This is a genomic window from Oxalobacteraceae sp. CFBP 8761 (assembly GCA_014841595.1).
Lineage (GTDB): Bacteria > Pseudomonadota > Gammaproteobacteria > Burkholderiales > Burkholderiaceae_D > Telluria.
Genome location: JACYUE010000001.1, coordinates 2,400,824 through 2,421,719 on the forward strand (window position 1 = coordinate 2,400,824; position 20,896 = coordinate 2,421,719).

At 63.5% G+C, this 20,896-nt stretch carries 24 protein-coding genes; 5 read left to right on the plus strand and 19 right to left on the minus strand.

All coding sequences use genetic code 11. The features are described from left to right. The first annotated feature begins 82 nt into the window (after nucleotides 1-82). Nucleotides 83-817 (plus strand): SDR family oxidoreductase, encoded by a 735-nt coding sequence (locus IFU00_10405; GenBank protein ID MBD8542695.1) that lies wholly within the window; start codon nucleotides 83-85, stop codon nucleotides 815-817. A gap of 19 nt (nucleotides 818-836) precedes the next feature. On the opposite strand, the gene IFU00_10410 is transcribed toward IFU00_10405, so the two are convergent. From IFU00_10410 to mltG, 13 genes are all read right to left on the minus strand, one after another. Beyond that, a complete protein-coding gene (locus IFU00_10410; protein ID MBD8542696.1) occupies nucleotides 837-1,535 on the minus strand; it encodes a glutathione S-transferase N-terminal domain-containing protein in 699 nt (232 codons plus the stop codon). Nucleotides 1,536-1,554: 19 nt separating this feature from the next. Then, nucleotides 1,555-2,154 carry an NAD(P)H:quinone oxidoreductase gene (gene wrbA, locus IFU00_10415; protein MBD8542697.1) on the minus strand — a complete coding sequence of 200 codons (600 nt, stop codon included), beginning with the start codon at nucleotides 2,152-2,154 and terminating at the stop codon, nucleotides 1,555-1,557. A gap of 155 nt (nucleotides 2,155-2,309) precedes the next feature. Beyond that, nucleotides 2,310-3,209: a lipid A hydroxylase LpxO gene (lpxO, locus tag IFU00_10420; protein ID MBD8542698.1), complete on the minus strand. Its 900-nt coding sequence runs from the start codon at nucleotides 3,207-3,209 to the stop codon at nucleotides 2,310-2,312. Between the two features lie 189 nt (nucleotides 3,210-3,398). Then, nucleotides 3,399-3,626 carry a hypothetical protein gene (locus IFU00_10425; protein MBD8542699.1) on the minus strand — a complete coding sequence of 76 codons (228 nt, stop codon included), beginning with the start codon at nucleotides 3,624-3,626 and terminating at the stop codon, nucleotides 3,399-3,401. A 113-nt stretch (nucleotides 3,627-3,739) separates the two neighbouring features. Continuing rightward, complete coding sequence (locus IFU00_10430; GenBank protein MBD8542700.1) at nucleotides 3,740-3,940, minus strand: hypothetical protein; 201 nt, start codon at nucleotides 3,938-3,940, stop codon at nucleotides 3,740-3,742. Nucleotides 3,941-4,262: 322 nt separating this feature from the next. Next, nucleotides 4,263-5,177 (minus strand): methyltransferase domain-containing protein, encoded by a 915-nt coding sequence (locus IFU00_10435; protein MBD8542701.1) that lies wholly within the window; start codon nucleotides 5,175-5,177, stop codon nucleotides 4,263-4,265. Nucleotides 5,178-5,301: 124 nt separating this feature from the next. After that, complete coding sequence (locus IFU00_10440) at nucleotides 5,302-5,952, minus strand: ankyrin repeat domain-containing protein (protein ID MBD8542702.1); 651 nt, start codon at nucleotides 5,950-5,952, stop codon at nucleotides 5,302-5,304. Between the two features lie 21 nt (nucleotides 5,953-5,973). After that, entirely contained in the window at nucleotides 5,974-6,756 is a 783-nt protein-coding gene (locus IFU00_10445) for a TatD family hydrolase (protein ID MBD8542703.1), read from the minus strand. A gap of 52 nt (nucleotides 6,757-6,808) precedes the next feature. Next, the gene (locus tag IFU00_10450) at nucleotides 6,809-7,327 is read right to left on the minus strand and encodes an N-acetyltransferase (protein MBD8542704.1); all 519 of its coding nucleotides are present in this window, start codon (nucleotides 7,325-7,327) and stop codon (nucleotides 6,809-6,811) included. 35 nt (nucleotides 7,328-7,362) lie between these two features. Next, nucleotides 7,363-7,740: a PilZ domain-containing protein gene (locus tag IFU00_10455; GenBank protein ID MBD8542705.1), complete on the minus strand. Its 378-nt coding sequence runs from the start codon at nucleotides 7,738-7,740 to the stop codon at nucleotides 7,363-7,365. 10 nt (nucleotides 7,741-7,750) lie between these two features. Then, nucleotides 7,751-8,767: a DNA polymerase III subunit delta' gene (locus tag IFU00_10460; protein MBD8542706.1), complete on the minus strand. Its 1,017-nt coding sequence runs from the start codon at nucleotides 8,765-8,767 to the stop codon at nucleotides 7,751-7,753. A gap of 2 nt (nucleotides 8,768-8,769) precedes the next feature. Then, nucleotides 8,770-9,396, minus strand: coding sequence for a dTMP kinase (locus IFU00_10465; GenBank protein ID MBD8542707.1), 627 nt, complete (start codon nucleotides 9,394-9,396; stop codon nucleotides 8,770-8,772). Beyond that, nucleotides 9,393-10,394, minus strand: coding sequence for an endolytic transglycosylase MltG (gene mltG, locus IFU00_10470; protein ID MBD8542708.1), 1,002 nt, complete (start codon nucleotides 10,392-10,394; stop codon nucleotides 9,393-9,395). Before mltG ends, IFU00_10465 begins: the two co-directional genes overlap by 4 nt. A gap of 112 nt (nucleotides 10,395-10,506) precedes the next feature. On the opposite strand from mltG, the gene IFU00_10475 reads away from it, so the two are divergent. The 3 genes from IFU00_10475 to IFU00_10485 are packed head-to-tail and all read left to right on the plus strand — an operon-like array spanning nucleotide 10,507 to nucleotide 12,634. Next, the gene (locus tag IFU00_10475) at nucleotides 10,507-11,574 is read left to right on the plus strand and encodes a folate-binding protein YgfZ (GenBank protein MBD8542709.1); all 1,068 of its coding nucleotides are present in this window, start codon (nucleotides 10,507-10,509) and stop codon (nucleotides 11,572-11,574) included. Between the two features lie 2 nt (nucleotides 11,575-11,576). After that, on the plus strand, nucleotides 11,577-11,882 hold the full coding sequence (locus tag IFU00_10480; GenBank protein ID MBD8542710.1) for a DUF4936 family protein: 306 nt from the start codon (nucleotides 11,577-11,579) through the stop codon (nucleotides 11,880-11,882). Then, the gene (locus IFU00_10485; protein MBD8542711.1) at nucleotides 11,873-12,634 is read left to right on the plus strand and encodes an NRDE family protein; all 762 of its coding nucleotides are present in this window, start codon (nucleotides 11,873-11,875) and stop codon (nucleotides 12,632-12,634) included. Before IFU00_10480 ends, IFU00_10485 begins: the two co-directional genes overlap by 10 nt. Before the next feature lie 20 nt (nucleotides 12,635-12,654). On the opposite strand, the gene IFU00_10490 is transcribed toward IFU00_10485, so the two are convergent. From IFU00_10490 to IFU00_10500, 3 genes are read right to left on the minus strand one after another with little or no spacing between them, the layout of a single operon-like run. Continuing rightward, nucleotides 12,655-13,563, minus strand: a complete 909-nt coding sequence (locus IFU00_10490; protein ID MBD8542712.1) for an SDR family oxidoreductase — start codon at nucleotides 13,561-13,563, stop codon at nucleotides 12,655-12,657. Nucleotides 13,564-13,597: 34 nt separating this feature from the next. After that, on the minus strand, nucleotides 13,598-14,380 hold the full coding sequence (locus IFU00_10495; protein ID MBD8542713.1) for an SDR family oxidoreductase: 783 nt from the start codon (nucleotides 14,378-14,380) through the stop codon (nucleotides 13,598-13,600). A 25-nt stretch (nucleotides 14,381-14,405) separates the two neighbouring features. Continuing rightward, nucleotides 14,406-14,708, minus strand: a complete 303-nt coding sequence (locus tag IFU00_10500; protein MBD8542714.1) for a Dabb family protein — start codon at nucleotides 14,706-14,708, stop codon at nucleotides 14,406-14,408. A 223-nt stretch (nucleotides 14,709-14,931) separates the two neighbouring features. On the opposite strand from IFU00_10500, the gene IFU00_10505 reads away from it, so the two are divergent. Beyond that, nucleotides 14,932-16,635: an MHS family MFS transporter gene (locus tag IFU00_10505; GenBank protein MBD8542715.1), complete on the plus strand. Its 1,704-nt coding sequence runs from the start codon at nucleotides 14,932-14,934 to the stop codon at nucleotides 16,633-16,635. Nucleotides 16,636-16,698: 63 nt separating this feature from the next. On the opposite strand, the gene IFU00_10510 is transcribed toward IFU00_10505, so the two are convergent. The 3 genes from IFU00_10510 to IFU00_10520 all read right to left on the minus strand — a co-directional run bounded on the left by IFU00_10510 (nucleotide 16,699) and on the right by IFU00_10520 (nucleotide 20,807). Beyond that, nucleotides 16,699-18,789 (minus strand): enoyl-CoA hydratase/isomerase family protein, encoded by a 2,091-nt coding sequence (locus tag IFU00_10510; protein ID MBD8542716.1) that lies wholly within the window; start codon nucleotides 18,787-18,789, stop codon nucleotides 16,699-16,701. Between the two features lie 103 nt (nucleotides 18,790-18,892). Next, on the minus strand, nucleotides 18,893-19,090 hold the full coding sequence (locus tag IFU00_10515; GenBank protein MBD8542717.1) for a YqaE/Pmp3 family membrane protein: 198 nt from the start codon (nucleotides 19,088-19,090) through the stop codon (nucleotides 18,893-18,895). 73 nt (nucleotides 19,091-19,163) lie between these two features. Continuing rightward, nucleotides 19,164-20,807: a fatty-acid--CoA ligase gene (locus IFU00_10520; protein MBD8542718.1), complete on the minus strand. Its 1,644-nt coding sequence runs from the start codon at nucleotides 20,805-20,807 to the stop codon at nucleotides 19,164-19,166. Nucleotides 20,808-20,896 lie beyond the last annotated feature (89 nt).

The window sequence follows — 20,896 nt, forward strand, 5'->3', positions numbered from 1 at the left end:
ATCGATGCCGAGGTTTCGGCATGGGCAACGCCACGCCCGATGCCCATACTTGCGCCACTGTCAACACACCAGGGAGCACAGCATGGAACACGCATCGAAAGTCATCCTCATTACGGGCGCCAGCAGCGGCATCGGTGAAGCCACCGCCCGTTTTCTCGCCGCACAGGGGCACCGCGTCGTCCTTGGCGCGCGCCGCGTCGAGCAGCTGGTGGCGCTGGCAGGCGCCATCCGCGCTGCAGGCGGTGCTGCCGACGTCGCCCGGCTCGACGTCACCAGCATGGAAAGCATGACGGCGTTCGCCGACTTCGCGCTCGACTGCCATGGCCGGATCGATGTCCTCGTCAATAATGCGGGCGTCATGCCGCTGTCGAAACTCGACGCTTTGAAGATCGATGAATGGAACCAGATGATCGACGTGAACATCCGCGGCGTGTTGCACGGGATTGCTGCCGTGCTGCCCGGCATGCAGACGCGTGGCAGTGGTCAGATCATCAATATCGCGTCGATCGGTGCCTATGCGGTCAGCCCGACAGCGGCAGTGTATTGCGCCACCAAGTTCGCCGTGGCAGCGATCACCGAGGGCTTGCGGCAAGAGGTCGGCGGCGCGATCCGCGTCACGCTGGTGTCGCCTGGCGTCGTGGAGTCGGACCTGGCCGAGTCGATCTCGGACTCTGCTGCGCGCGCCGCGATGCGCGAGTTTCGCAAGGTGGCGATCAAGCCGGAAGCCATTGCACGGGCGATCGGGTTCGCGATCGATCAGCCGGCCGACGTGGATGTCAGCGAGCTGATCGTACGGCCCACGGCCAGTCCTTACTGAGGCGGATTTGCCGGCTTGATCATGCCGGGATCTTGAGCCCTTTTTGCACGGTTGGGCGCGCGAGGAATGTAGCGAGCGCGGCCGACACGTGCGGGCAGTTCTCGATGCCGACCAGATCCCCTGCTTCGTAGAAATTCAGCAGGCCATTGATCCAGGGGAAGATCGCGATATCGGCGATCGTGAATTCGTCGCCCGCGATCCAGGCATGCTGCGCCAGTTGGCCCTCGATCACGCCCAGCAGGCGGCGTGACTCGTCGGCGTAGCGGTCGCGGGGGCGCTTGTCCTCATAGTCCTTGCCGGCAAACTTATGGAAAAAACCGAGCTGGCCAAACATCGGCCCCACGCTGCCGATCTGGAACATCACCCACTGGATGACCTGATAGCGCGCGGCCGGGTCCTGAGGCATGAGCTTGCCGGACTTGTCCGCCAGGTAGATCAGGATGGCGCCCGACTCGAACAGCGGCAGCGGCTGGCCACCGGGGCCGGCCGGATCGATGATCGCCGGGATCTTGTTGTTCGGGTTGAGCGACAGGAAGGCCGGCGAATGCTGTTCGTCCTTCGCGAAGTCGACCTTGTGCACTTCGTACGGCATGCCGACCTCTTCCAGCATGATCGGAATCTTGACCCCATTGGGCGTTGGCATCGAGTACAGCTGCAGCCGGTCCGGATGCTGCGCCGGCCATTGCTGCGTGATGGGGAATGCGGAGAGATCGGTCATGGTGATGGCGCCCGCCCGATCAGCCGAACAGCTTGGCGGCGGTCTCGGCGATCAGCTTGCCCTGGTGGCGCGCACCGCCCAGGTCGATCTCGCTTGGTTGACGCTCGCCCTTGCCGCCGGCAATCGTCGTTGCACCGTACGGGCTGCCGCCGGCGACTTCGTCGAGCGTCATCTGCTGCTGGTAGCTGTATGGCAGACCGACGATGGTCAGGCCCAGGTTCATCAGATTCGTGATGATCGAAAACAGCGTGGTTTCCTGGCCGCCGTGCTGGGTGGCCGTCGATGTGAAGGCGCCGCCGACTTTGCCGTTCAGGGCGCCACGTGCCCACAGGCCGCCGGTCTGGTCGAGGAAGGCCGCCATCTGGCTCGGCATGCGGCCGTAGCGCGTTGGTGCGCCGATGATGATCGCGTCGTAGTGCTCCAGCTCATCTACCTTCGCGATGGGCGCAGACTGCTCCAGCTTGAAGTGGCCGTTCTTGGCGATGTCTTCGGGGACGGTTTCAGGGACGCGCTTCACGTCGACCGTTGCACCGGCGCCGCGTGCGCCTTCCGCCACTGCATTGGCCATCGTTTCAATGTGACCGTAGGTCGAGTAATACAGAACCAGTACTTTTGCCATGGACTTCTCCGATAGGTGAAAACAGAAAAGCCATTGTAGCGAGATCGGCAAAGATGCCTGTTTCGCTACAATGGCTTGTCGTGTCGTCTCTGACGTGTCGTCTCTGACGTGTCGTCTCTGACGTGTCGTCTGATTATCGGCGCGGTTGGCGTACGTCAGATCCAGTAAATGAATGCGGCTAGTGCGATGACCAGCGCCACGCGCGTGATGTTGTACGCGGTCTTGTTCCAAGCCTTGAAACGGCGGCGGTACTGGCCCATGTAGAACGAAATGCGGAACAGCTTGCTGACCAGGCCCACCTGGTCGCCCGTTTCGTTGGGCGATGCGGCGGCCGTCATCAGGTTGCGGCCGAGCCAGCGATTCACGCTCTGCATCCAGCGATAGCGCATCGGGCGCTCGACATCGCAGAACAGGATGATGCGGTCGCTGTCGCTGCCATTGATCGCCCAGTGGATATAGGTTTCGTCAAACACGACGCCCTGGCCATCGCGCCAGCTGTGGCGCTCGCCATCGACTTCGATGAAGCAGCGGTCATCGTTTGGCGTGGCCAGGCCCAGGTGATAGCGCATCGAGCCGGCAAACGGATCGCGGTGCGGATTGAGCTTGCCGCCAGGTGGCAGCTCGGCGAACATCGCGGCCTTGACGGACGGGATCGACTGCAGCAGCGCATAGGTCTGCGGGCACAGGCGCTCGGCCGACGGGTGGCTGGCGTCATACCATTTCAGGTAGAAACGCTTCCAGCCATTCTTGAAGAAGGAATTGAAACCGGCGTCATCGTTCTGCTCGGCAGCCTTGATCTTTTTGAGCGCGAGCATGCTCTCGGCTTCGGCGCGGATGATCGGCCAGTTCTCTTGCAGGCGGGCCAGTTCGGGAAATTCGGAGAGCGGTGTAAACGGCGCATTGGGTACGCGCGAAAACTTGTGCATGAAGATATTGATCGGCGCCATGAACGACGAGTGATCGAAAATCTGGCGACGAAACGGTAGACGGACTCGGCCGCGGAAATGGATGTGCAGGATCGATAACACGTAAAAACCGACGACAACCCACTTCATACCATCCTCCATCCCAGTCCATCGCGTGGCTGGCTTGCTTGATCAAGGACGCAGAATACCACAACGGCTATGGGGCCGTTGCGGGCGGGCCAGGTTCACAGGGAGAGATGCCGGCGCATCGGCAAGGGGCGAATTGCGCGCTTGCCGATGGAGGAGAGTTGACGGGCATGAGGGCCCGCCGGGGAAATCTTAGTGCGTCACCGACGTGATCGCGTACCCTTTTTCAGCGATCTGGTCGCTCAGGTGTTCGATGTCGAAATCCTTGATCGCATCGGTGTTGTCTTCCACCTCGTAGCCCTGGGCTTCGACTTCCCAGTCGGTGTTGGTGGCTTCTTCAGGAATGCTTTTCGATTCCGGGACGGCCAGGTACGAAAACTTGCCATCATGTTCAGCTCGGCGATAGATATCCAGGCGCATATTATTTCCTCTATTTAATGTTTGCTTTCGAATGAAAGCGAGCATCTTCACAGTAGAAGATCGCGCTCGACGCGTCTGTTAATTGCCCAACACTCAGTCATGCCATAACGTCATCAGCAACCCGGTTGCTGCCTCAATACCCGCGCCGGCAGCATGACGATGGCTTTGAGCAGATTGAACACGGCATCAACACCGATCCCCAGCAGCCTGAACGGCAGCAGCAAAAGCCACACGACCGGATAGATCAGCAGCGCCAGCAATGCAATCGGCCAGCACACCATCAACAGCAGCACCCACACCAGAAAACTCAGCATATTGCCTCCACGTTGAACATGAAGGCACTTTACCGGCCACCATCTTCAACAGGCCACCCTCATCCGACGCACGGTCATTTCCCCGGCACGAACGGTCGCACACCCCGATAAACGGCCCAGGCAATAGCCATAAGGCTCAATCCAAACAATTAGGGTCAGTGTCGAATTATTGAGCAACTGATTTACTGAAGTTGGCAAACAATTCGACACTGACCCTATTTATCCGTCGAGCAATGACCCATCAATTGGGGTCAGAGTAAAATTATTGAGCAACTGATTTACTGAAGTTGTCAAACAATTCGACACTGACCCTGGTTGGGGGTTAGGCGTATTCGGGGATTTGTTCGGTGACGGATTGGGTGACGACGTCGGCCTGGATCGAGGCTTGCAGGGACGGGATCGAGCCGCCGGCGCGGTAGGCGAAGGACAGGCGCAGCAGGTCGCCGGCTTTGACGGTAATGGGCGTGTAGAGTGGCAGCGTCATGTAGTGGTTCAGCCAGTCGATCGTGGTGGCTTGCTCCTGCACGATGGCCAGGACGTTTTTCGTCACGAAGCGCATGGCGTTCAGGGTGCCGGACTGTTCGATCAGGACCGAGCCTTCCCAGGCGATCAGGCTGTCGACCGGTTGGCCGAAGTCGATGATGCTGTAGACGGCGGGCTGCGACAGCTCGATCGTGCCGGGCTGGACGACGCCGGTTTCCTGGAACTGGACGATCGGGGCGTAGAAGCCGTCGAAGTCGTATTCCTGCTGGAGCGGCTGGACAGCCATGATGACGGCTTCCGGCATGAACAGTGGCAGCGGGCCGCCGAATTTGGCCAGGTAGCGGCGCTTGAACGATTCGATCACTTCGACCTGTTTTTCACGCAGCATGCCGACGTGGATCATTTCGCAGATGACGACATCGACCGGCTCCGGTGGCAGGTAATCGAATGCGTCGGCGTGGACGACTTCGACTTTGTGGCCGTTCGGGTTCATGGCCAGGAAACGGCGCGCTTCGCGCACCATGTCCGGGTTGTATTCGACGCAATAGACTTTCGATGCTTTCTGCGCCGCGAAGAACGACAGCACGCCCGTGCCGCCGCCCAGTTCCAGCACCTTGGCGCCGGGGAATACCGAGTAGTGGATGGCGGACTTGAAGCTGTGCATCCGGTTCTGGTCCATCAGCATATTGTGATGGTAGTGGACTGGAATGAACTGCCCCAGGTAGCAGCTTTCGATTTCGCGTTCGTTCAGCATGATTATCCTCGTCGTCCTGTGTTGTGGGACCGTAGGACTATTATGGATACTCTTTCCTGCGCGCAATCTGTCGAGGTGAGGGGCAAATGACGTCCAATTCAATCCGGACGCCATTCGCCACTCTTTACCGGCCGGACAGCAGTCCGGCCAGTTTGTCGTGCCCGGCCTGCTTTGCCAGCTGGGCAGCGGTGAAGCCTTCTGTATTCTTCAGGCCCGCGTTCGCGCCCTTGGCCAGCAACAGGCGCACGATCCCATCCTGTCCCTCGCGCGCCGCCATCATCAACGGCGTCACGGCGCCGGACGGTCGCGGCGACAGTGCATTGACCTGCGCGCCACGCTCGATCAGCAGTTGCGCGATCGCGGCGTCGCCGCTGGCGGCTGCGTAATGCAGCGCTGTCCAGCCGGGCTGGTTGACCTTTGCGCCCTTGTCCAGCAGCGCGCGCACGGTGTCGCCATCACGCTTGAACGCTGCCATCATCAGTGCCGTGTTGCCGTTGACTGCCTTGCGTTCCAGATCGGTGCCCGGATGCGCCAGCAGATCCTGCACGACCGCCGTCGAGCCTTCGCGGATCGCCAGTACCAGCGCCGGTTCGCCACCCAGCGGATTGAGTTCGTTCGCGTTGACGATCGTGCCGACCATCTTGCGCACGGTGCTTGCATCGTCCATCTGCACGGCGCGGAAGAACGACGACACCTGCTTTTCATTGGGCGCCTGGGCAGCGATGGCATCGACGGCCACCACACTCAGCACACCGGCCGCGCACATGCGCGCCATCGAACGAACAATCCGCATGCGTCAGCTCCTAGCTGTCTGGAACAGGTTGAAGAAGTTCTCGCTCGTCTGCGCCGCGACATCGCGCAGCGACACGCCCTTGAGCGTGGCGATGTACTCGGCCACGTGCGCCACATACCCCGGCTCGTTCATGCGCCCGCGAAACGGCACTGGCGCCAGGTACGGCGAATCGGTCTCGATCAGCATACGCTCGAGCGGCACGGCCAGCGCCACTGCCTGCAGATCCTTGGCGCTTTTAAACGTGACGATGCCCGAGAACGAGATATAGAAGCCCTGCTCCATCGCCGCCTGCGCCACTTCCAGCGACTCGGTGAAACAATGCATCACGCCCGCCACGCCACCGGCGTCGGTGCCGGCGCCCTCTTCCTTCATCAGGCGGATCGTGTCTTCACTGGCGGCGCGCGTATGGATGATCAGAGGTTTACGCGTCTCACGCGACGCGCGGATATGCACGCGAAATCGCTCGCGCTGCCATTCGAGGTCACCCTTGAGGCGGTAGTAATCCAGGCCCGTCTCGCCGATGGCGACGATCTTCGGATGGTCCGCCAGGTCGACCAGCTGCTGCACGGTCGGCTCAGGGGTCTCCTCGTAGTCGGGATGCACGCCGACCGAGGCAAAAATATGCGGATACTGCTCGGCCAGCGCGAGCACTTGCGGAAAGTCCGGCAGGTCGACCGACACGCACAGGGCGTGCGTGACCTGGTTCTCGGCCATCTTGGCCAGCACCTCGGGCATGCGGGCGGCCAGTTCCGGAAAATTGATGTGGCAGTGGGAATCGATAAACATCCCGCCATTGTACGCGAGGCGCCCGGCCGCAGCATGGGCGCAGCCTACGCGCTCAGGCCACCCGCTTGCCCAGAATGATCAGATCTCGCTCGATGCCGTCGAGGTTCGCCACGCGCGGGAAGTTGGCCCAGGTCTCGAACCCGTACTTACCGAACAGCGCCAGGCTCGGCGCATTGTGGCCAAAGATGAAGCCCAGCAGCGTGTGCACCTTGACCTCGGGCGCGAACGCGATTGCCAGCTCCAGGCAGTAGCGCCCCAGGCCCTGGCCGCGCGCGCTTTCGGCGATATAGATCGAGACTTCCGCCGTGCCCGAATACGCCGGGCGGCCATAGAAGTTCGAGTACGACAGCCAGCCAATGACGGCCGGCTGTTCGCTCGTATCGAGCGCATCGTGAATCACCCACAGCGGGCGCCGGTCGGGCGTGTGCTCGTTGAACCAGGCTTCGCGCGACTGCACCGATACCGGTTCGGTATCGGCCGTCACGTCGCGCGAGGCGATGGTGGAATTATAGATATCGACGATGACCGGCAGGTCGTCGCGTCGTGCCAGGCGATGGACGTAGGAAGGCATGCAGCAGGGATGGGTTAGTGACAGAATTTGGTGAGTTACAGAGTATGGGTGGCGCGCGACGAACGCAGCGCGGCGCCGAGAATTTCTTCGATGCGCTGGCGGGCGCGCTGGCCCGATTCATCGGCCGGGAAATGCACGCCGATGCCTTGCGCCTTGTTGTTATTGGCGCCCGCCGGCGTGATCCAGGCGACGGTGCCGGCAATCGGGTATTTGTTCGGGTCGTCCATCAGCGCCAGGATCAGGTAGATCTCGTCGCCGATCTGGTAGGGCTTGGTGGTCGGGACGAACATGCCGCCGTTGCGCAGGAACGGCATGTAGGCCGCATAGAGCGCTGCCTTTTCCTTGATCGCCAGCGACAGCACGGACGGCCGCGGGGCCTGGGCTGCGGTTGCATCTGGCGGATTGGCGCTCATCGTGGTCCTCTCATGTACAGCAGCCAGTGTACTCAAGCAGCATGTCCTCGACAAATAATTTTGCCGACAGCGGATGATCGGCCACTGCGCGCCGCTCGTTCATGGCCTTGATCGCGCGCAGCAGGTTGTTCGTCTGCGCCCGGCCGGCCAGCGCCGCCAGCTCTTTCTGGTAGCGCGGGTAGTAGCGGATCTTGCCCGACAATTTGTACGAAAACACATCGTACAGCCAGCGCTGGGTCCACGCCACCAATGCCGGCAACTCGGCCTTGGCCAGCTTGTCGGCCGCGCGCAGCGCCGCATCCGGCGCCGGGCGCGCCAGAAACGCGAGCAGCACGTCGAGTTCTTCGCGGCTGCCGTGCGCCGATGCGGCCAGCGCCGCCAGCGGTGCGCCGCCCTGCTCGCGCAGCCAGCTGTCGGCATCCGGCACGCTTTGCGCGTTGAGCCACGCCAGCGCGTCATCGTGCGACGGCATCGGCAGCGCGAACTTGCGGCAGCGCGACAGGATCGTCGGCAGCAGCCGGTCCAGGCTATTGGACGACAGCAGGAACACGGTGCCCGGTGGCGGTTCTTCCAGCGTCTTGAGCAGCGCGTTCGAGGCCGGTGTATTCAGCGCCTCGGCCGGATATAGCACCACGACGCGCAAGCCCTGGCGGTGCGTCGAGATATTCATGAAGTCGGCCAGCGCGCGGATCTGCTCGATCTTGATTTCTTTCGACGGCGCCTTGGTCGACTTCGATTTACGATCGCCGTCGCCTTCCTCGTCGCCCGCGCCCGGTTCGTCCTCGAGTGCTTCGGGCCGCACGCGGCGGTAATCGGGATGGTTGTGCTGGGCAAACCAGCCGCACGATGCGCAGACGCCGCAAGCCTGGCCGTCAGGCCGGGCGTTCTCGCACAGCAGCGCCTGGGCAAACGCTTCGATGAAATCGGCCTTGCCGGTGCCGGCCGGGCCGTGGAACAGGATCGCGTGCGGCATGCGCGCGCGCAGCGCCTGCAATTGCGTCCAGGCGGCGCCCTGCCACGGATACATCGTCACAGCAGGCGCTCCAGGACATCCGCGAGTTCGCGCTGGATCGCCTCGATGCTGCGCGTCGAATCGACGACGACGAAGCGCCCCGGGAACTGCGCCGCGCGGCGCAGATACTCGGCGCGGCACCGGCCAAAGAATTCAGCCTGCTCGCGCTCGAACTTGTCGAGCGTGCGCGAAGCCGCAAGCCGTTCGCGCGCTACTTCCAGCGGCACGTCGAACAGCAGCGTCAGGTCCGGCTGCAGCGCTGGATGCACCCATGCCTCGAGTGCTTCCATCTTCTCGCGCGACAGGCCGCGGCCACCGCTCTGGTACGCGAAACTGGCATCGGTGAACCGGTCCGACAGCACCCAGTGACCCTGCGCCAGCTGCGGCGCAATCACCTGCGCGATATGTTCGCGGCGGCTGGCGAACATCAGCAGCGCCTCGGTCTCCAGATGCATCGTTTCGTGCAGCAGCACGTCGCGCAGCTTTTCGCCCAGCGGCGTGCCGCCCGGCTCGCGCGAGGCGACGACGGTCTTGCCATGCGTTGCGAGAAAATCGGTGACGAAACCGATATGGGTCGATTTTCCGGCGCCGTCGATGCCTTCGAACGTGATGAACTTGCCCTGCATGGAACAACTTTCTGTCATTGGGTGGTGATCCCGCGCTGGTAGCGATTCACGGCGCGGTTATGGTCCGGCAGATTGCTGGAGAACTGGCTGGTGCCGTCGCCGCGCGAGACGAAATACAGCGCCGGCGTCTCGGCCGGCGCGAGCGCCGCCTGCAGCGATTGCAGGCCGGGCAGCGAGATCGGCGTGGGCGGCAAGCCGCCGCGCGTATAGGTATTGTACGGCGTGTCGGTCAGCAGGTCCTTCTTGCCGATCTTGCCGACGAACGCGTCGCCCATGCCGTAGATGACGGTCGGATCGGTCTGCAGCAGCATCCCGGTGCGCAGGCGGTTGACGAACACGCCGGCAATCATCGTGCGTTCGCTCTTCTGCCCCGTTTCCTTCTCGACGATCGAGGCCATGATCAGCGCCTCGTACGGCGTCTTGTACGGCAGATCCTTGTTGCGCTTTTCCCAGGCTTCGTTCAGGTGATCCAGCATGGCCTGGTGCGCGCGGCGGTAGATCTCGATCTCGGACGAGCCCTTCGCGAACAGATAGGTATCGGGGAAGAACAGGCCTTCCGGATCCTTGTACTCGGTCGAGATTTTCGCCATCAGTTCGGCGTCGGTCAGCTTGACGGTATCGTGCTTCAGGCGCGTGTGGCTGCTGATCGCCTGGCGCATCTGCTTGAAGCTCCAGCCTTCGATGATCGTCACGGCTTCTTGCGCGAATTCGCCGCGCACCAGTTGCGACAGCAGGCGGCGCGGCGATGTGTTCGGCTTGAGTTCATAGCTACCAGCCTTGATGCGGCCCGCGTCGCCCGTCAGGCGCGCCAGCAGCACGAACAGCGTCGGGTTGACGGGCACGCCGGCGGCGGCCATCTGCTGCGCGCTGGCGGCCACGCCACTGCCGGGGTTGATCGAAAATTCAATCGGGGCACCGGGGACGGGCAAGGCCTGCTTGGTCCACCAGGCAAAGCCGCTGGCGGCGGCGACGGAAACGATGACGCCGGTAACGAGTAATTTTTTTATCAGTGCCATGTCTTTGCGCGGTCAACGTGCGAAATGGACCGCGCCCGGCGCGATTTTCCACACAACTCTATAATGAGGCCGTAATGATAAAGCCTAATTGCCTAAATATAAGCGGATTTTGATGACGACCCAGACAGACATCCAGAACACGCCTTCGCCAGCATCCGGTCACGACCAGCTCGCGGTCGCCGCGCAGGCCATCGAGACTGGCCCGCAGCTCACGCTCGACGACGTCACCGCCGGCTTCATCGCGACGGTACGCGACCAGGGCCTGATCGCCGTGAGCGGTGACGACGCTGCCAAATTCCTGCATACGCAACTGACCAACGACGTCGAGCACCTGACGGCAACGGACGTGCGCTTCGCGGGCTTCTGCACGCCGAAGGGCCGCCTGCAGGCAAGCTTCCTGATGTGGCGCGACGTCGATGCCGTCTACCTGCAACTGCCGCGCGCGATCCAGGCGCCGCTGCAGAAACGGCTGTCGATGTTCGTCATGCGCTCGAAGGCCAAACTTGTCGATGCAACCGAAGCGGCGCCATTCGCCACGGTGCTCGGCCTGGGCGGCGCGCGCGCGCAAGCGGCGCTCGGCCAGATCGTGCCAACGCTGCCGGCCACGCCGATGACCAAGACGGATGGTGCGTTCGGCACCGTGCTGCGCCTGAACGATGCGTTCGGCGCGCCGCGCTACCTGTGGCTCACGTCCGCCGAGACGGCAAGTGCTGCACTGTCCGCATTGGGCACGCAGCTTGCCGTCGGCGGCGACCAGGCCTGGCAACTGGCGACGATCCACGCGGCCGAGCCGCAGGTGGGCCCCGCCACGCAGGAACAGTTCGTCCCGCAGATGATCAATCTGGAGCTGCTCGGTGGCGTCAATTTCAAGAAGGGCTGCTATCCAGGCCAGGAAATCGTCGCACGCACCAAGTACCTCGGCAAGATCAAGCGCCGCGCTGCGCTGGCCCGTATTGACGACGCGGGTGCACGCGCCGGCGACGAAGTCTTTTCGTTGCTCGACCCGAGCCAGCCATGCGGCATGGTCGTCAACGTCGCACCCAACGGCATCGGCGGCGCCGACGCGCTCGTCGAAATCAAGCTGGCGCAGCTGACGGAAGACGTGCGCCTGGGTTCGGCCACCGGCGCGCGCGTTAGTTTTCTGCCGATGCCGTACAGCCTCGACGCGATCGACGACTGACGATGGCCGATTTGTCCGTCTCCGACCTGTACGTGTATTACAAGGTGCGCGACGCCGACACCGCGCAACTGGCCCCGCTGGTGCGCGCGATGCAGGCAGCCCTCGTCGCCAGCGAAGGCGTGAGCGTACAGCTCAAGCGCAGGCCCGGCAACCAGGATGGCCGGCAAACCTGGATGGAAGTCTACCCGTCCGTCCCCTTTGGCTTTGACGTCGCGCTCGCGCGCGCCGTCGACGAAGCCGGATTCGAATCCCTGCTCGCCGGCCCGCGCCGTGTCGAAGTATTTACGGAGTTGCCGCCATGTGCCTGATCGTCTTTGCATGGCACGTCGTCCCTGGCGTGCCCGTGATTGCCGCTGCCAACCGCGATGAATTCTATGACCGCCCGACCCTGCCCGCCGCGCCCTGGCCCGAACATCCGCACGTGATCGCCGGACGCGACCTGCAAGGCGGCGGCAGCTGGATGGGCGTGTCGCTCACGGGGCCGAACGGCCCGCGCTTTGCCGCGCTGACCAATATCCGCAGCCCGGGCGAACGTCAGCCCGATGCGCCGACACGCGGCGCGCTGGTGGCTGACTACCTGGCAGGCGAGCTCGATGCGGGCGCCTACGTCGCGCAGCTCGCGGCGCAGCCGGACAACTACAACGGCTACAACCTGGTGCTGGGCGACGGCGAGACGCTGTACTGGTACTCGAACCGCGGACAGCACGACCCGCGCAACGGCCAGCCGCTCGAACGCGGCCGGATCTACGGCATCTCGAACGGTCTGCTCGACGCGCCGTGGCCGAAGGTGCTGCGCACGAAAGCACAGTTCGCGAGCCTCTTGTGCCAGGGCGCGCCGGAAGACGCGTACTTTGAAATGCTGGCCGACACGACCCGTGCACCCGATCTGCGGTTACCCGAGACGGGCGTGCCACTCGAGATGGAGCGGATGCTGTCGTCGGTCTGCATCGAGTCCGAGGAGTACGGCACGCGCACGTCGACGGTCGTCAAGCTGTACGTCAACGGCGCGCCTGACCTGCACGAGCGCGTCGTGGTGCCGGGCGAGCAGGTCGAAGCCTGACGCAGTAAACGTTTGGCCGCTTAGCGGCGGCCCTTCAGGCCCGCCTTCAGGATGTCGCGAAGGTGCGGCGTGGCTGCATACGGGTCGGGCGGCTGCCGGCCATGCACCAGCGCATCGGCATGCTCGGCCACGGAGCCCAGCGCCTGCGGATGCGAAAACACATAGAATCGCTCGGCGCGGATGGCGTCGAACGTCAGCTGCGCCACCTGCGCCGCGGACACCTTGCCCGAGCCAACGGCTTTTTCGGTCAGCGCCTGCGCCGCCAGCTGGCTGGCTGTCATGATCTCGTCGGTGCGCAGTTCGTCCGGCCGGTGCCGGTGCGACTGTGCGATCTGCGTCGGGATGAAGTACGGGCACAGCACCGACGTGCCGATCGGCGCATCGACCAGCTTGAGGTCGTGATACAGCGTTTCGGTCAGGGCCACCACCGCATGCTTGGACACGTTGTACAGGCCCAGCGCCGGTGAATTGATCAGCCCCGCCATCGACGCCGTGTTGACGACATAGCCCCGGTACGCAGGATCCTTGGCCGCGCATTCCAGCATCACGGGGATGAACGCACGCACGCCGTTGACGACGCCGTACAGGTTCACGCCCAGCACCCACTCCCAGTCTTCCTTCGAATTTTCCCAGATCAGGCCACCAGCGCCAACGCCCGCATTGTTGAACACCAGGTGCACCGCGCCGAAGCGCGCCATCGCCGAATCGGCCAGCTCCTGCACGTGCGCGCTCTTGCGCACGTCGCACACCATCGCGATGACCTCGGCACCGCCGTCCATCAGTTCCTCGGCAGCTTTCTCGAGCGGCTTGCGCTGCACGTCGCCCAGCACCAGCTTCATGCCTAGGCTGGCCGCCATGGTGGCGAACTCGCGGCCCATGCCACTGGCCGCGCCCGTGATGACCGCGACCTTGCCTTTGAAATCATCCATCGTCATGTCCTTTGACCGAACGTTGAGACAACCGTCAGACAGCAGTCACGCCGCCATCGACCGCCAGTATTTGTCCCGTGATGTGCTTGCCGGCGTCGGAGGCGAACAGCACCACCGCGCCTTTCAGGTCTTCGTCGTCGCCCAACCGGCCCAGCGGCGCAGCGGCTGCCAGGCCTTCGGCGCCGTAGGCGGCCAGCACGCCCTTGGTCATCTTGGATGGGAAAAAGCCGGGCGCGATCGCATTGACCGTGATGCCATGGCGGCCCCATTCGCCTGCCAGCGTGCGCGTGAAGTTGATGACCGCACCCTTGGACGTGTTGTAGGCGATGGTCTGCATGGCATCCGGCGGGTTGCCCGACAGGCCGGCAATCGACGCGATATTGACGATGCGCCCGTAGCGGCGTGGGATCATCGACAGCTTGCCGACGGCCTGCGCCACGAGGAATACCGAGCGCACGTTCAGGTTCATGACCTTGTCCCACGCCTCGAGCGGATAATCCTCGGCCGGTGCGCCCCAGGTAGCGCCGGCATTGTTGATCAGGATATCGACGTGACCCAGGCGCGCCAGGGCCGTCTCGACCAGACTTGTTGCGTGCGCCGGGTCGGACAGGTCGCCCGCAAAGCAGCTCGCCTCGATGCCCAGATCGTGCAGCCGGGCGACGGCGGCGTCGAGTTCTTCCTGCTTGCGCGACGTGAGGATCAGGCGCGCGCCCTGCTCGCCCAGCGCCTGCGCCATCTGCAGGCCGAGCCCGCGCGAGCCGCCGGTGACGATGGCGGTCTTGCCCTCCAGTGAAAACAGTTGCTGCGTGGTGCGCATATGGCCTCCGGTCAGAACGGCGGGGTCAGACTTCGTAATCCATGCACTGGCGGCCTTCGCGGATCGCGCCGATGAAGGGCACCACAGCCTGGTGCACCGGGTGGGCGACATACGCCTCCAGCGCTGCGCGGTCGGCAAATTCGGAATACAGCACGATATCGTAGGTCGCTTCGAGGTCGGGCTGGGCCAGTGTGACTTCGAACGTGATGATGCCTGGGACGATCGCGGCGCATTCGTCGAGCCGGCGTTTCATCTCGCGTGCATTGGTTGCGCGGTCCGCGCCTTCGGCCTCTTCCTTCAGCTTCCACATGACGATGTGCTTGATCATTCGTTCTCCTGTTGTATGCATCGTGGGCAGCATTGCCTGCCCTTCGCAACCAGTATAGCGACCGCATGACCGTTCGCCAAAACCGTACAAAAAACATATTTACACCAAGGGGATCCGATCACCCTTTTTGCAAGATTCGCGTAAGGTTCGAGGCGCACATTGCGTTGGCTGACCAACAATCAGCCTTTCCGCTTAAACACAAAACAATGAACGGAGACACGCCATGGCCATCACACCCGGCAATACTGTCGGCGCCGTACCACCTCCCACCACCACCGCCGGCCTGACCAAGGAAGAGCGCAAGGTCATTGCCGCTTCCTCGCTCGGCACCGTGTTCGAATGGTACGATTTTTACCTCTACGGTTCGCTCGCCACGATCATCGCCAAGCAGTTCTTCATTGGCGACCCCAACACCACCTTCATCTTTGCGTTGCTGGCGTTTGCCGCCGGCTTCATCGTGCGACCATTCGGCGCGCTCGTGTTCGGCCGCCTGGGCGACATGATCGGCCGCAAGTACACGTTCCTGATCACGATCCTGCTGATGGGCGCATCGACCTTCCTCGTCGGCATCCTGCCCAGCTACGCACAGATCGGCATCGCCGCGCCGATCATTCTCGTCACGCTGCGCATCCTGCAGGGCCTGGCGCTGGGCGGCGAGTACGGCGGCGCGGCAACCTACGTGGCCGAGCATGCGCCACACGGCAAGCGCGGTCTCTTCACGGCATTCATCCAGACCACTGCAACGATCGGCCTGTTCCTGTCGCTGCTGGTCATCCTCGGTACCCGCACGCTGATCGGCGAAGAAGAATTCCAGGCCTGGGGCTGGCGCATTCCGTTCCTGATCTCGGTCGTGCTGCTGGGGATTTCGGTCTGGATCCGCCTGTCGATGAACGAGTCGCCGGCGTTTGCCAAGATGAAAGCTGAGGGCAAGACGTCGAAAGCGCCGCTGTCGGAAGCCTTTTTGAAACCGAAGAACGCCAAGATCGCCCTGCTGGCGCTGCTCGGCCTGACGATGGGCCAGGCCGTGGTCTGGTACACGGGCCAGTTCTACGCGCTGTTCTTCCTGACCAAGACGCTCAAGATTGCCGACCCGACGGCCAACATCCTGATCGCGATCGCCCTGCTGCTGGCCACGCCGTTCTTCATCATCTTTGGCGCGCTGTCGGACAAGATTGGCCGCAAGTGGATCATTCTGGGCGGCTGCGCGATTGCGGCAGCGACCTACTTCCCGATCTTCAAGGCGATCACGCACTACGGCAATCCGGCACTGGAAACGGCGCTGCGCACCGCGCCCGTGTTCGTCGTGGCCGATCCAGCGACCTGCAGCTTCCAGATCGATGCAACGGGCACGCGCAAGTTCCCGTCATCGTGCGATATCGCCACGCGCATGCTGACGGCCGCCTCGGTCAGCTACAACCGCATCGATGCGCCAGCCGGCACCGTCGCCACGATCAAGATCGGCACGACCGAGTTCAAGTCGTTCAACGCCGTCATGACGCCGGATAACCTGAACTTCAACGATGCCTCGAAGGCCAGCGAAGCGGCGCTCAAGAAAGAGGTCAACGGGGCGCTGGCCAGCGCGGGTTATCCGGAGAAAGCCGATCCGGCCGCGATCAACAAGCCGATGCTGGTCGTGCTGCTGTTCATCCTCGTGCTGTACGTGACGATGGTGTATGGCCCGATCGCGGCGATGCTGGTCGAGATGTTCCCGACCCGGATCCGCTACACGTCGATGTCGCTGCCGTATCACATCGGGAATGGCTGGTTCGGCGGGCTGTTGCCGACGACGGCTTTCGCGCTGGTGGCGTTCAAGGGTGATATCTACTACGGCCTGTGGTACCCGATCATCATCGCCATGACCACGTTCGTGATCGGTGCGCTGTTCGTGCGGGAGACCAAGGACAACAATATCTACGCGAACGACTAGTCGTTTTGTTGTCTGCTTGATGCGTGGAAGGCAGCGCCGTCCCCGCATCAAGCCGTTTTATCTTCAGGCGTTGAACGCGCCATTCGCCGCGGCCAGTTGCACCAGCAGCGGCGCTGGCGTCCACGCCTCCCCATTGCGCCCACGGGCAAAGCCTTCGATTGCCGCCAGCACGGCCGGCAACCCGACCATGTCGGCATACAGCATCGGCCCGCCACGGTGCAGCGGGAAGCCGTAGCCGCTCAGGTAGACCATGTCGATGTCCGATGCCCGCAGTGCGATGCCTTCTTCGAGAATCTTCGCGCCCTCATTGACCAGCGCGTACACGAGCCGCTCGACGATTTCAGCGTCCGCAATGGCGCGGCGCGCGACCCCGATCTCGTCCGAGTACTGCGTCACCATCGTGTCGACGGTGTCTGAGGGCGTGGCCGCCCGTGCGCCCGACTGGTAGTCATACCAGCCGGCGCCCGTCTTTTGCCCGAAGCGGCCCCCCTCGCACAAGCGGTCCGGCAGCTTAGAATAGGCAAAGTCCGGTGACTCGATCGCACGCCGCTTGCGGATATGCCAGCCGATGTCGTTGCCGGCCAGGTCGCTCATCCGGAATGGGCCCATCGCGAAGCCGAACGCCTCGATCGCGCGGTCGACCTGTTCCGGCAGCGCGCCTTCTTCCAGCAGAAAGTAGGCCTGGCGCAGATACTGCTCGAGCATGCGGTTGCCGATGAAACCATCGCAGACGCCAGAGACCACACCCGTCTTCCTGAGTTTTTTCGCCAGCGCCAGCGCCGTGACCAGCACATCGGCCCCGGTCTGCGTACCGCGCACGATTTCGAGCAGCTTCATCACATGCGCGGGGCTGAAGAAATGCAGGCCGATCACATCCTGTGGCCGGCCCGTGAATGCGGCAATGCGATTCACGTCGAGCGACGAAGTATTGGTGGCCAGGATTGCGCCCGGCTTCATCAGTTTGTCGAGTTCGCGGAACACCAGCTCCTTGACGCCCATGTCCTCGAACACGGCTTCGACGACGATGTCGGCCTGCGCCAGCGCATCATACGACAGCGTGCCGGTGATGGAGGCCATGCGCTGCGCCAGTTTGTCGGCCGTGAGCTTGCCCTTGGTGACGCTGCGTTCGTACACGGTGCGGATGCCGGCCAGGCCCTTGTCGAGCGCTTCCTGCTTCGTCTCGAGGATCGTCACCGGGATGCCGGCATTGGCGAAGGTCATCGCGATGCCGGCGCCCATCGTGCCGGCGCCCACCACGGCGGCGCTGGCGATCGGGCGCGGGCGCATGTCGGGAGGCACACCCGGCACCTTGCCGGCGGCGCGCTCGGCAAAGAATGCGTGGCGCAGCGCCTTCGATTCGGGCGTCGTGGTCAGGTACATGAAGCGTTCGCGCTCGAACTGCAAACCGGCCTCGAACGAATCGGCGGTGACCGACGCGGCGACTGTCTCGACGCACTCGCGCGGCGCCGGAAATGGCCCGGCCATTGCATCGACGCGGGCACGCGCCGCTGCCAGGAAGCCGGCGGCGTCAGGGTGGGCGACGGCGCAGTCGCGCACTTTGGGCAGCGGGCGCACGGCGGCAATGGATTCGGCAAACGCAATGGCAGCCGACAGCAGGTCGACGTCCGCATCGAAAACACGATCGAACAGCGCCGTCCCGGCCAGTTTGTCTGACAACACTGGCGCGCCAGTGAGGATCATGTCGAGGGCCTTTTCCAGGCCAAGCATGCGCGGCAGGCGCTGCGTGCCGCCCGCGCCCGGCAACAGGCCCAGCTTGACTTCCGGCAGCGCGATCTGCGCACCGGGCGCCGCGACGCGGTAATGGCAGCCCAGCGCCAACTCAAGGCCGCCGCCCATGCACACGCTGTGGATTGCGGCAACGACCGGCTTGGCAGCGCCCTCTGCGGTCGCGATCAGCGTATGCAGCGTGGGCTCGGTGAGCGCTTTGGGGGACGTGAATTCACGGATGTCAGCGCCGCCCGAGAACGCCTTGCCGGCGCCGGTGATCACGATGGCCGTGACGGCCGGATCGGCTTCAGCCTGGTGGATGCCGGCAACGGCTGCCGTGCGGGTCGCCAGGCCAAGGCCGTTGACGGGGGGATTGTTCAGCGTGATGACGGCAACGCTGCCGTGCACCTGGTAGTCGGCGCTCATGTCGATTTCGTCTCCTGAAAGTGGGAATGACCGAGCCGCCAACTATACCGCAAATAAACGAACGAACGTGTTATTCGGGCACGCCAGGCTGGTGATTACCCGTTCAGAATTGGCCGCGCTGGCTCGCCTCGGCGATCTTCTTGTCGGTCTTGTACTCGTTCAGCGCGTACACGGCCCAGATCGCGGCAGGCAGCCAGCCGACCAGCGTGATTTGCAGGATCAGGCAGATGACGCCGGCAATAGGACGACCGATCGTGAAGAACGTCAGCCACGGGAAAATGAGGGCGATAAGCAGGCGCATGGGAATTCCTGTGAGTAGAAGATTGTTAAAAGTGACACAACTTTACCCGCCCGCCCCAAACTGCGTCGCACAACTATGTTTCGCGGCTCTGCGCCGATGGCAGACGATGCCGGGCATACGTCTCGCGCAACCGGTTCTTCTGGATCTTGCCGGTGCCGCCAACGGGCAAGCTGTCGGCGAACACGACGTCGTCCGGCGTCCACCAGCGCGCGACCTTGCCGTCGAACCAGCTGATCAACGCGTCGCGCGTGACGTCCATGCCGGGCCGGCGCACGACCACCAGCAGCGGGCGCTCGTCCCATTTCGGGTGCGCGACGCCGATGCAGGCGGCCTGCAGCACGGCCGGATGCGCCATCGCCACGTTTTCCAGGTCGATGGTGCCGATCCATTCGCCGCCGGATTTGATCACATCCTTGCTGCGGTCCGTGATCGCCAGATAACCGTCGGCGTCGATGGTGGCGACGTCGCCTGTCGGGAACCAGCCATCGACCAGCACATTGCCGCCCTCCTCGCGGAAGTAGCCGGAGACGACCCACGGCCCCTTCACCAGCAGATGGCCATACGTCACGCCATCCCAGGCCAGTTCGGCGCCAGCGTCGTCGACAATTTTCATGTCGACCCCATAGATGGCGTGGCCCTGCTTGCGCAGCACGGCGCGCTGCGCCTCCGGTGACAGTGCCTGATGCGCGCTGTTCAATGTGCACGCTGTGCCCAGCGGCGACATCTCGGTCATGCCCCAGGCATGCACGACCTCGATGCCGAAACGGTCCATCAGCGTGTCCATCAGCGCCGGCGGGCAGGCAGAACCGCCGATCACCGTGCGGCGGAACGTGGAGAACGTCAGATCATGCTCGATCACGTGGTTGACCAGGCCCAACCAGACCGTGGGCACACCCGCCGAGAACGTCACGCCCTCGCCTTCGAACAGGTCGTACAGCGAGCGCCCATCGAGCGCCGGGCCTGGAAACACGAGCTTGGCGCCCGACAGCGGCACCGAGTACGGCAACCCCCACGCGTTCACATGGAACATCGGCACCACCGGCAGCACGACGTCGCGCGACGATACATTGAGCGCGTTCGGCATGGCCGAGGCGTACGCGTGCAGGACCGTCGAGCGGTGCGAATACAGCGCACCTTTCGGATTGCCGGTCGTGCCGGACGTGTAGCACAGGCTGGCGGCCGAGCGTTCGTCGAACTGCGGCCACGCATAGACATCGCTGTGCGCGCCGATCAGGTCTTCGTAGCACAGCAGCGTGTCAATCCCACTGTCACGTGGCAGCGCCGCGCTGTCGCACAGGGCCACCCAGGCCTTGACGCCCGTGCAGGTGCGCGCCAGCGCGGCGACAATCGGCAGGAAGGTCAGGTCGAAGAACAGCACCTGATCGTCGGCGTGGTTGACGATATAGGCGATCTGTTCTGCGTGCAGACGGGGATTGATCGTGTGCAGCACGGCGCCGGAACCCGAGACGCCGTAATACAGTTCCAGGTGCCGGTAGCCGTTCCAGGCCAGCGTGGCCACCCGGTCGCCCATGGCGATGCCAAGGCTGTCCAGCGCATTGGCCAACTGGCGCGAGCGGGCGGCCGCATCGCGCCAGGTGTAGCGGTGCAGGTCGCCCTCGACGCGGCGCGAGACGATGTCGCCATCGCCATAATGGCGCGCGGCGAATTCGATGATGCCGGAAACCAGCAACGGTGCATCCATCATCTGGCCTTGCAGGGGACTCATCGGGTAATCAGGCATGTGGGCTCCGGAATCGTAGGGTCATAACACTCAGCAGCAACGTCGAAAGTGTCGTGTGCGATGCG

Excerpts from the sequence above, each read along its gene's own strand:
- IFU00_10405 (MBD8542695.1), top strand. The coding sequence starts at position 83 with ATGGAACACGCATCGAAAGTCATCCTCATTACGGGCGCCAGCAGCGGC.
- IFU00_10410 (MBD8542696.1), bottom strand. The coding sequence starts at position 1,535 with ATGACCGATCTCTCCGCATTCCCCATCACGCAGCAATGGCCGGCGCAG.
- wrbA (MBD8542697.1), bottom strand. The coding sequence starts at position 2,154 with ATGGCAAAAGTACTGGTTCTGTATTACTCGACCTACGGTCACATTGAA.
- lpxO (MBD8542698.1), bottom strand. The coding sequence starts at position 3,209 with ATGAAGTGGGTTGTCGTCGGTTTTTACGTGTTATCGATCCTGCACATC.
- IFU00_10425 (MBD8542699.1), bottom strand. The coding sequence starts at position 3,626 with ATGCGCCTGGATATCTATCGCCGAGCTGAACATGATGGCAAGTTTTCG.
- IFU00_10430 (MBD8542700.1), bottom strand. The coding sequence starts at position 3,940 with ATGCTGAGTTTTCTGGTGTGGGTGCTGCTGTTGATGGTGTGCTGGCCG.
- IFU00_10435 (MBD8542701.1), bottom strand. The coding sequence starts at position 5,177 with ATGCTGAACGAACGCGAAATCGAAAGCTGCTACCTGGGGCAGTTCATT.
- IFU00_10440 (MBD8542702.1), bottom strand. The coding sequence starts at position 5,952 with ATGGCGCGCATGTGCGCGGCCGGTGTGCTGAGTGTGGTGGCCGTCGAT.
- IFU00_10445 (MBD8542703.1), bottom strand. The coding sequence starts at position 6,756 with ATGTTTATCGATTCCCACTGCCACATCAATTTTCCGGAACTGGCCGCC.
- IFU00_10450 (MBD8542704.1), bottom strand. The coding sequence starts at position 7,327 with ATGCCTTCCTACGTCCATCGCCTGGCACGACGCGACGACCTGCCGGTC.
- IFU00_10455 (MBD8542705.1), bottom strand. The coding sequence starts at position 7,740 with ATGAGCGCCAATCCGCCAGATGCAACCGCAGCCCAGGCCCCGCGGCCG.
- IFU00_10460 (MBD8542706.1), bottom strand. The coding sequence starts at position 8,767 with ATGTATCCGTGGCAGGGCGCCGCCTGGACGCAATTGCAGGCGCTGCGC.
- IFU00_10465 (MBD8542707.1), bottom strand. The coding sequence starts at position 9,396 with ATGACAGAAAGTTGTTCCATGCAGGGCAAGTTCATCACGTTCGAAGGC.
- mltG (MBD8542708.1), bottom strand. The coding sequence starts at position 10,394 with ATGGCACTGATAAAAAAATTACTCGTTACCGGCGTCATCGTTTCCGTC.
- IFU00_10475 (MBD8542709.1), top strand. The coding sequence starts at position 10,507 with ATGACGACCCAGACAGACATCCAGAACACGCCTTCGCCAGCATCCGGT.
- IFU00_10480 (MBD8542710.1), top strand. The coding sequence starts at position 11,577 with ATGGCCGATTTGTCCGTCTCCGACCTGTACGTGTATTACAAGGTGCGC.
- IFU00_10485 (MBD8542711.1), top strand. The coding sequence starts at position 11,873 with ATGTGCCTGATCGTCTTTGCATGGCACGTCGTCCCTGGCGTGCCCGTG.
- IFU00_10490 (MBD8542712.1), bottom strand. The coding sequence starts at position 13,563 with ATGGATGATTTCAAAGGCAAGGTCGCGGTCATCACGGGCGCGGCCAGT.
- IFU00_10495 (MBD8542713.1), bottom strand. The coding sequence starts at position 14,380 with ATGCGCACCACGCAGCAACTGTTTTCACTGGAGGGCAAGACCGCCATC.
- IFU00_10500 (MBD8542714.1), bottom strand. The coding sequence starts at position 14,708 with ATGATCAAGCACATCGTCATGTGGAAGCTGAAGGAAGAGGCCGAAGGC.
- IFU00_10505 (MBD8542715.1), top strand. The coding sequence starts at position 14,932 with ATGGCCATCACACCCGGCAATACTGTCGGCGCCGTACCACCTCCCACC.
- IFU00_10510 (MBD8542716.1), bottom strand. The coding sequence starts at position 18,789 with ATGAGCGCCGACTACCAGGTGCACGGCAGCGTTGCCGTCATCACGCTG.
- IFU00_10515 (MBD8542717.1), bottom strand. The coding sequence starts at position 19,090 with ATGCGCCTGCTTATCGCCCTCATTTTCCCGTGGCTGACGTTCTTCACG.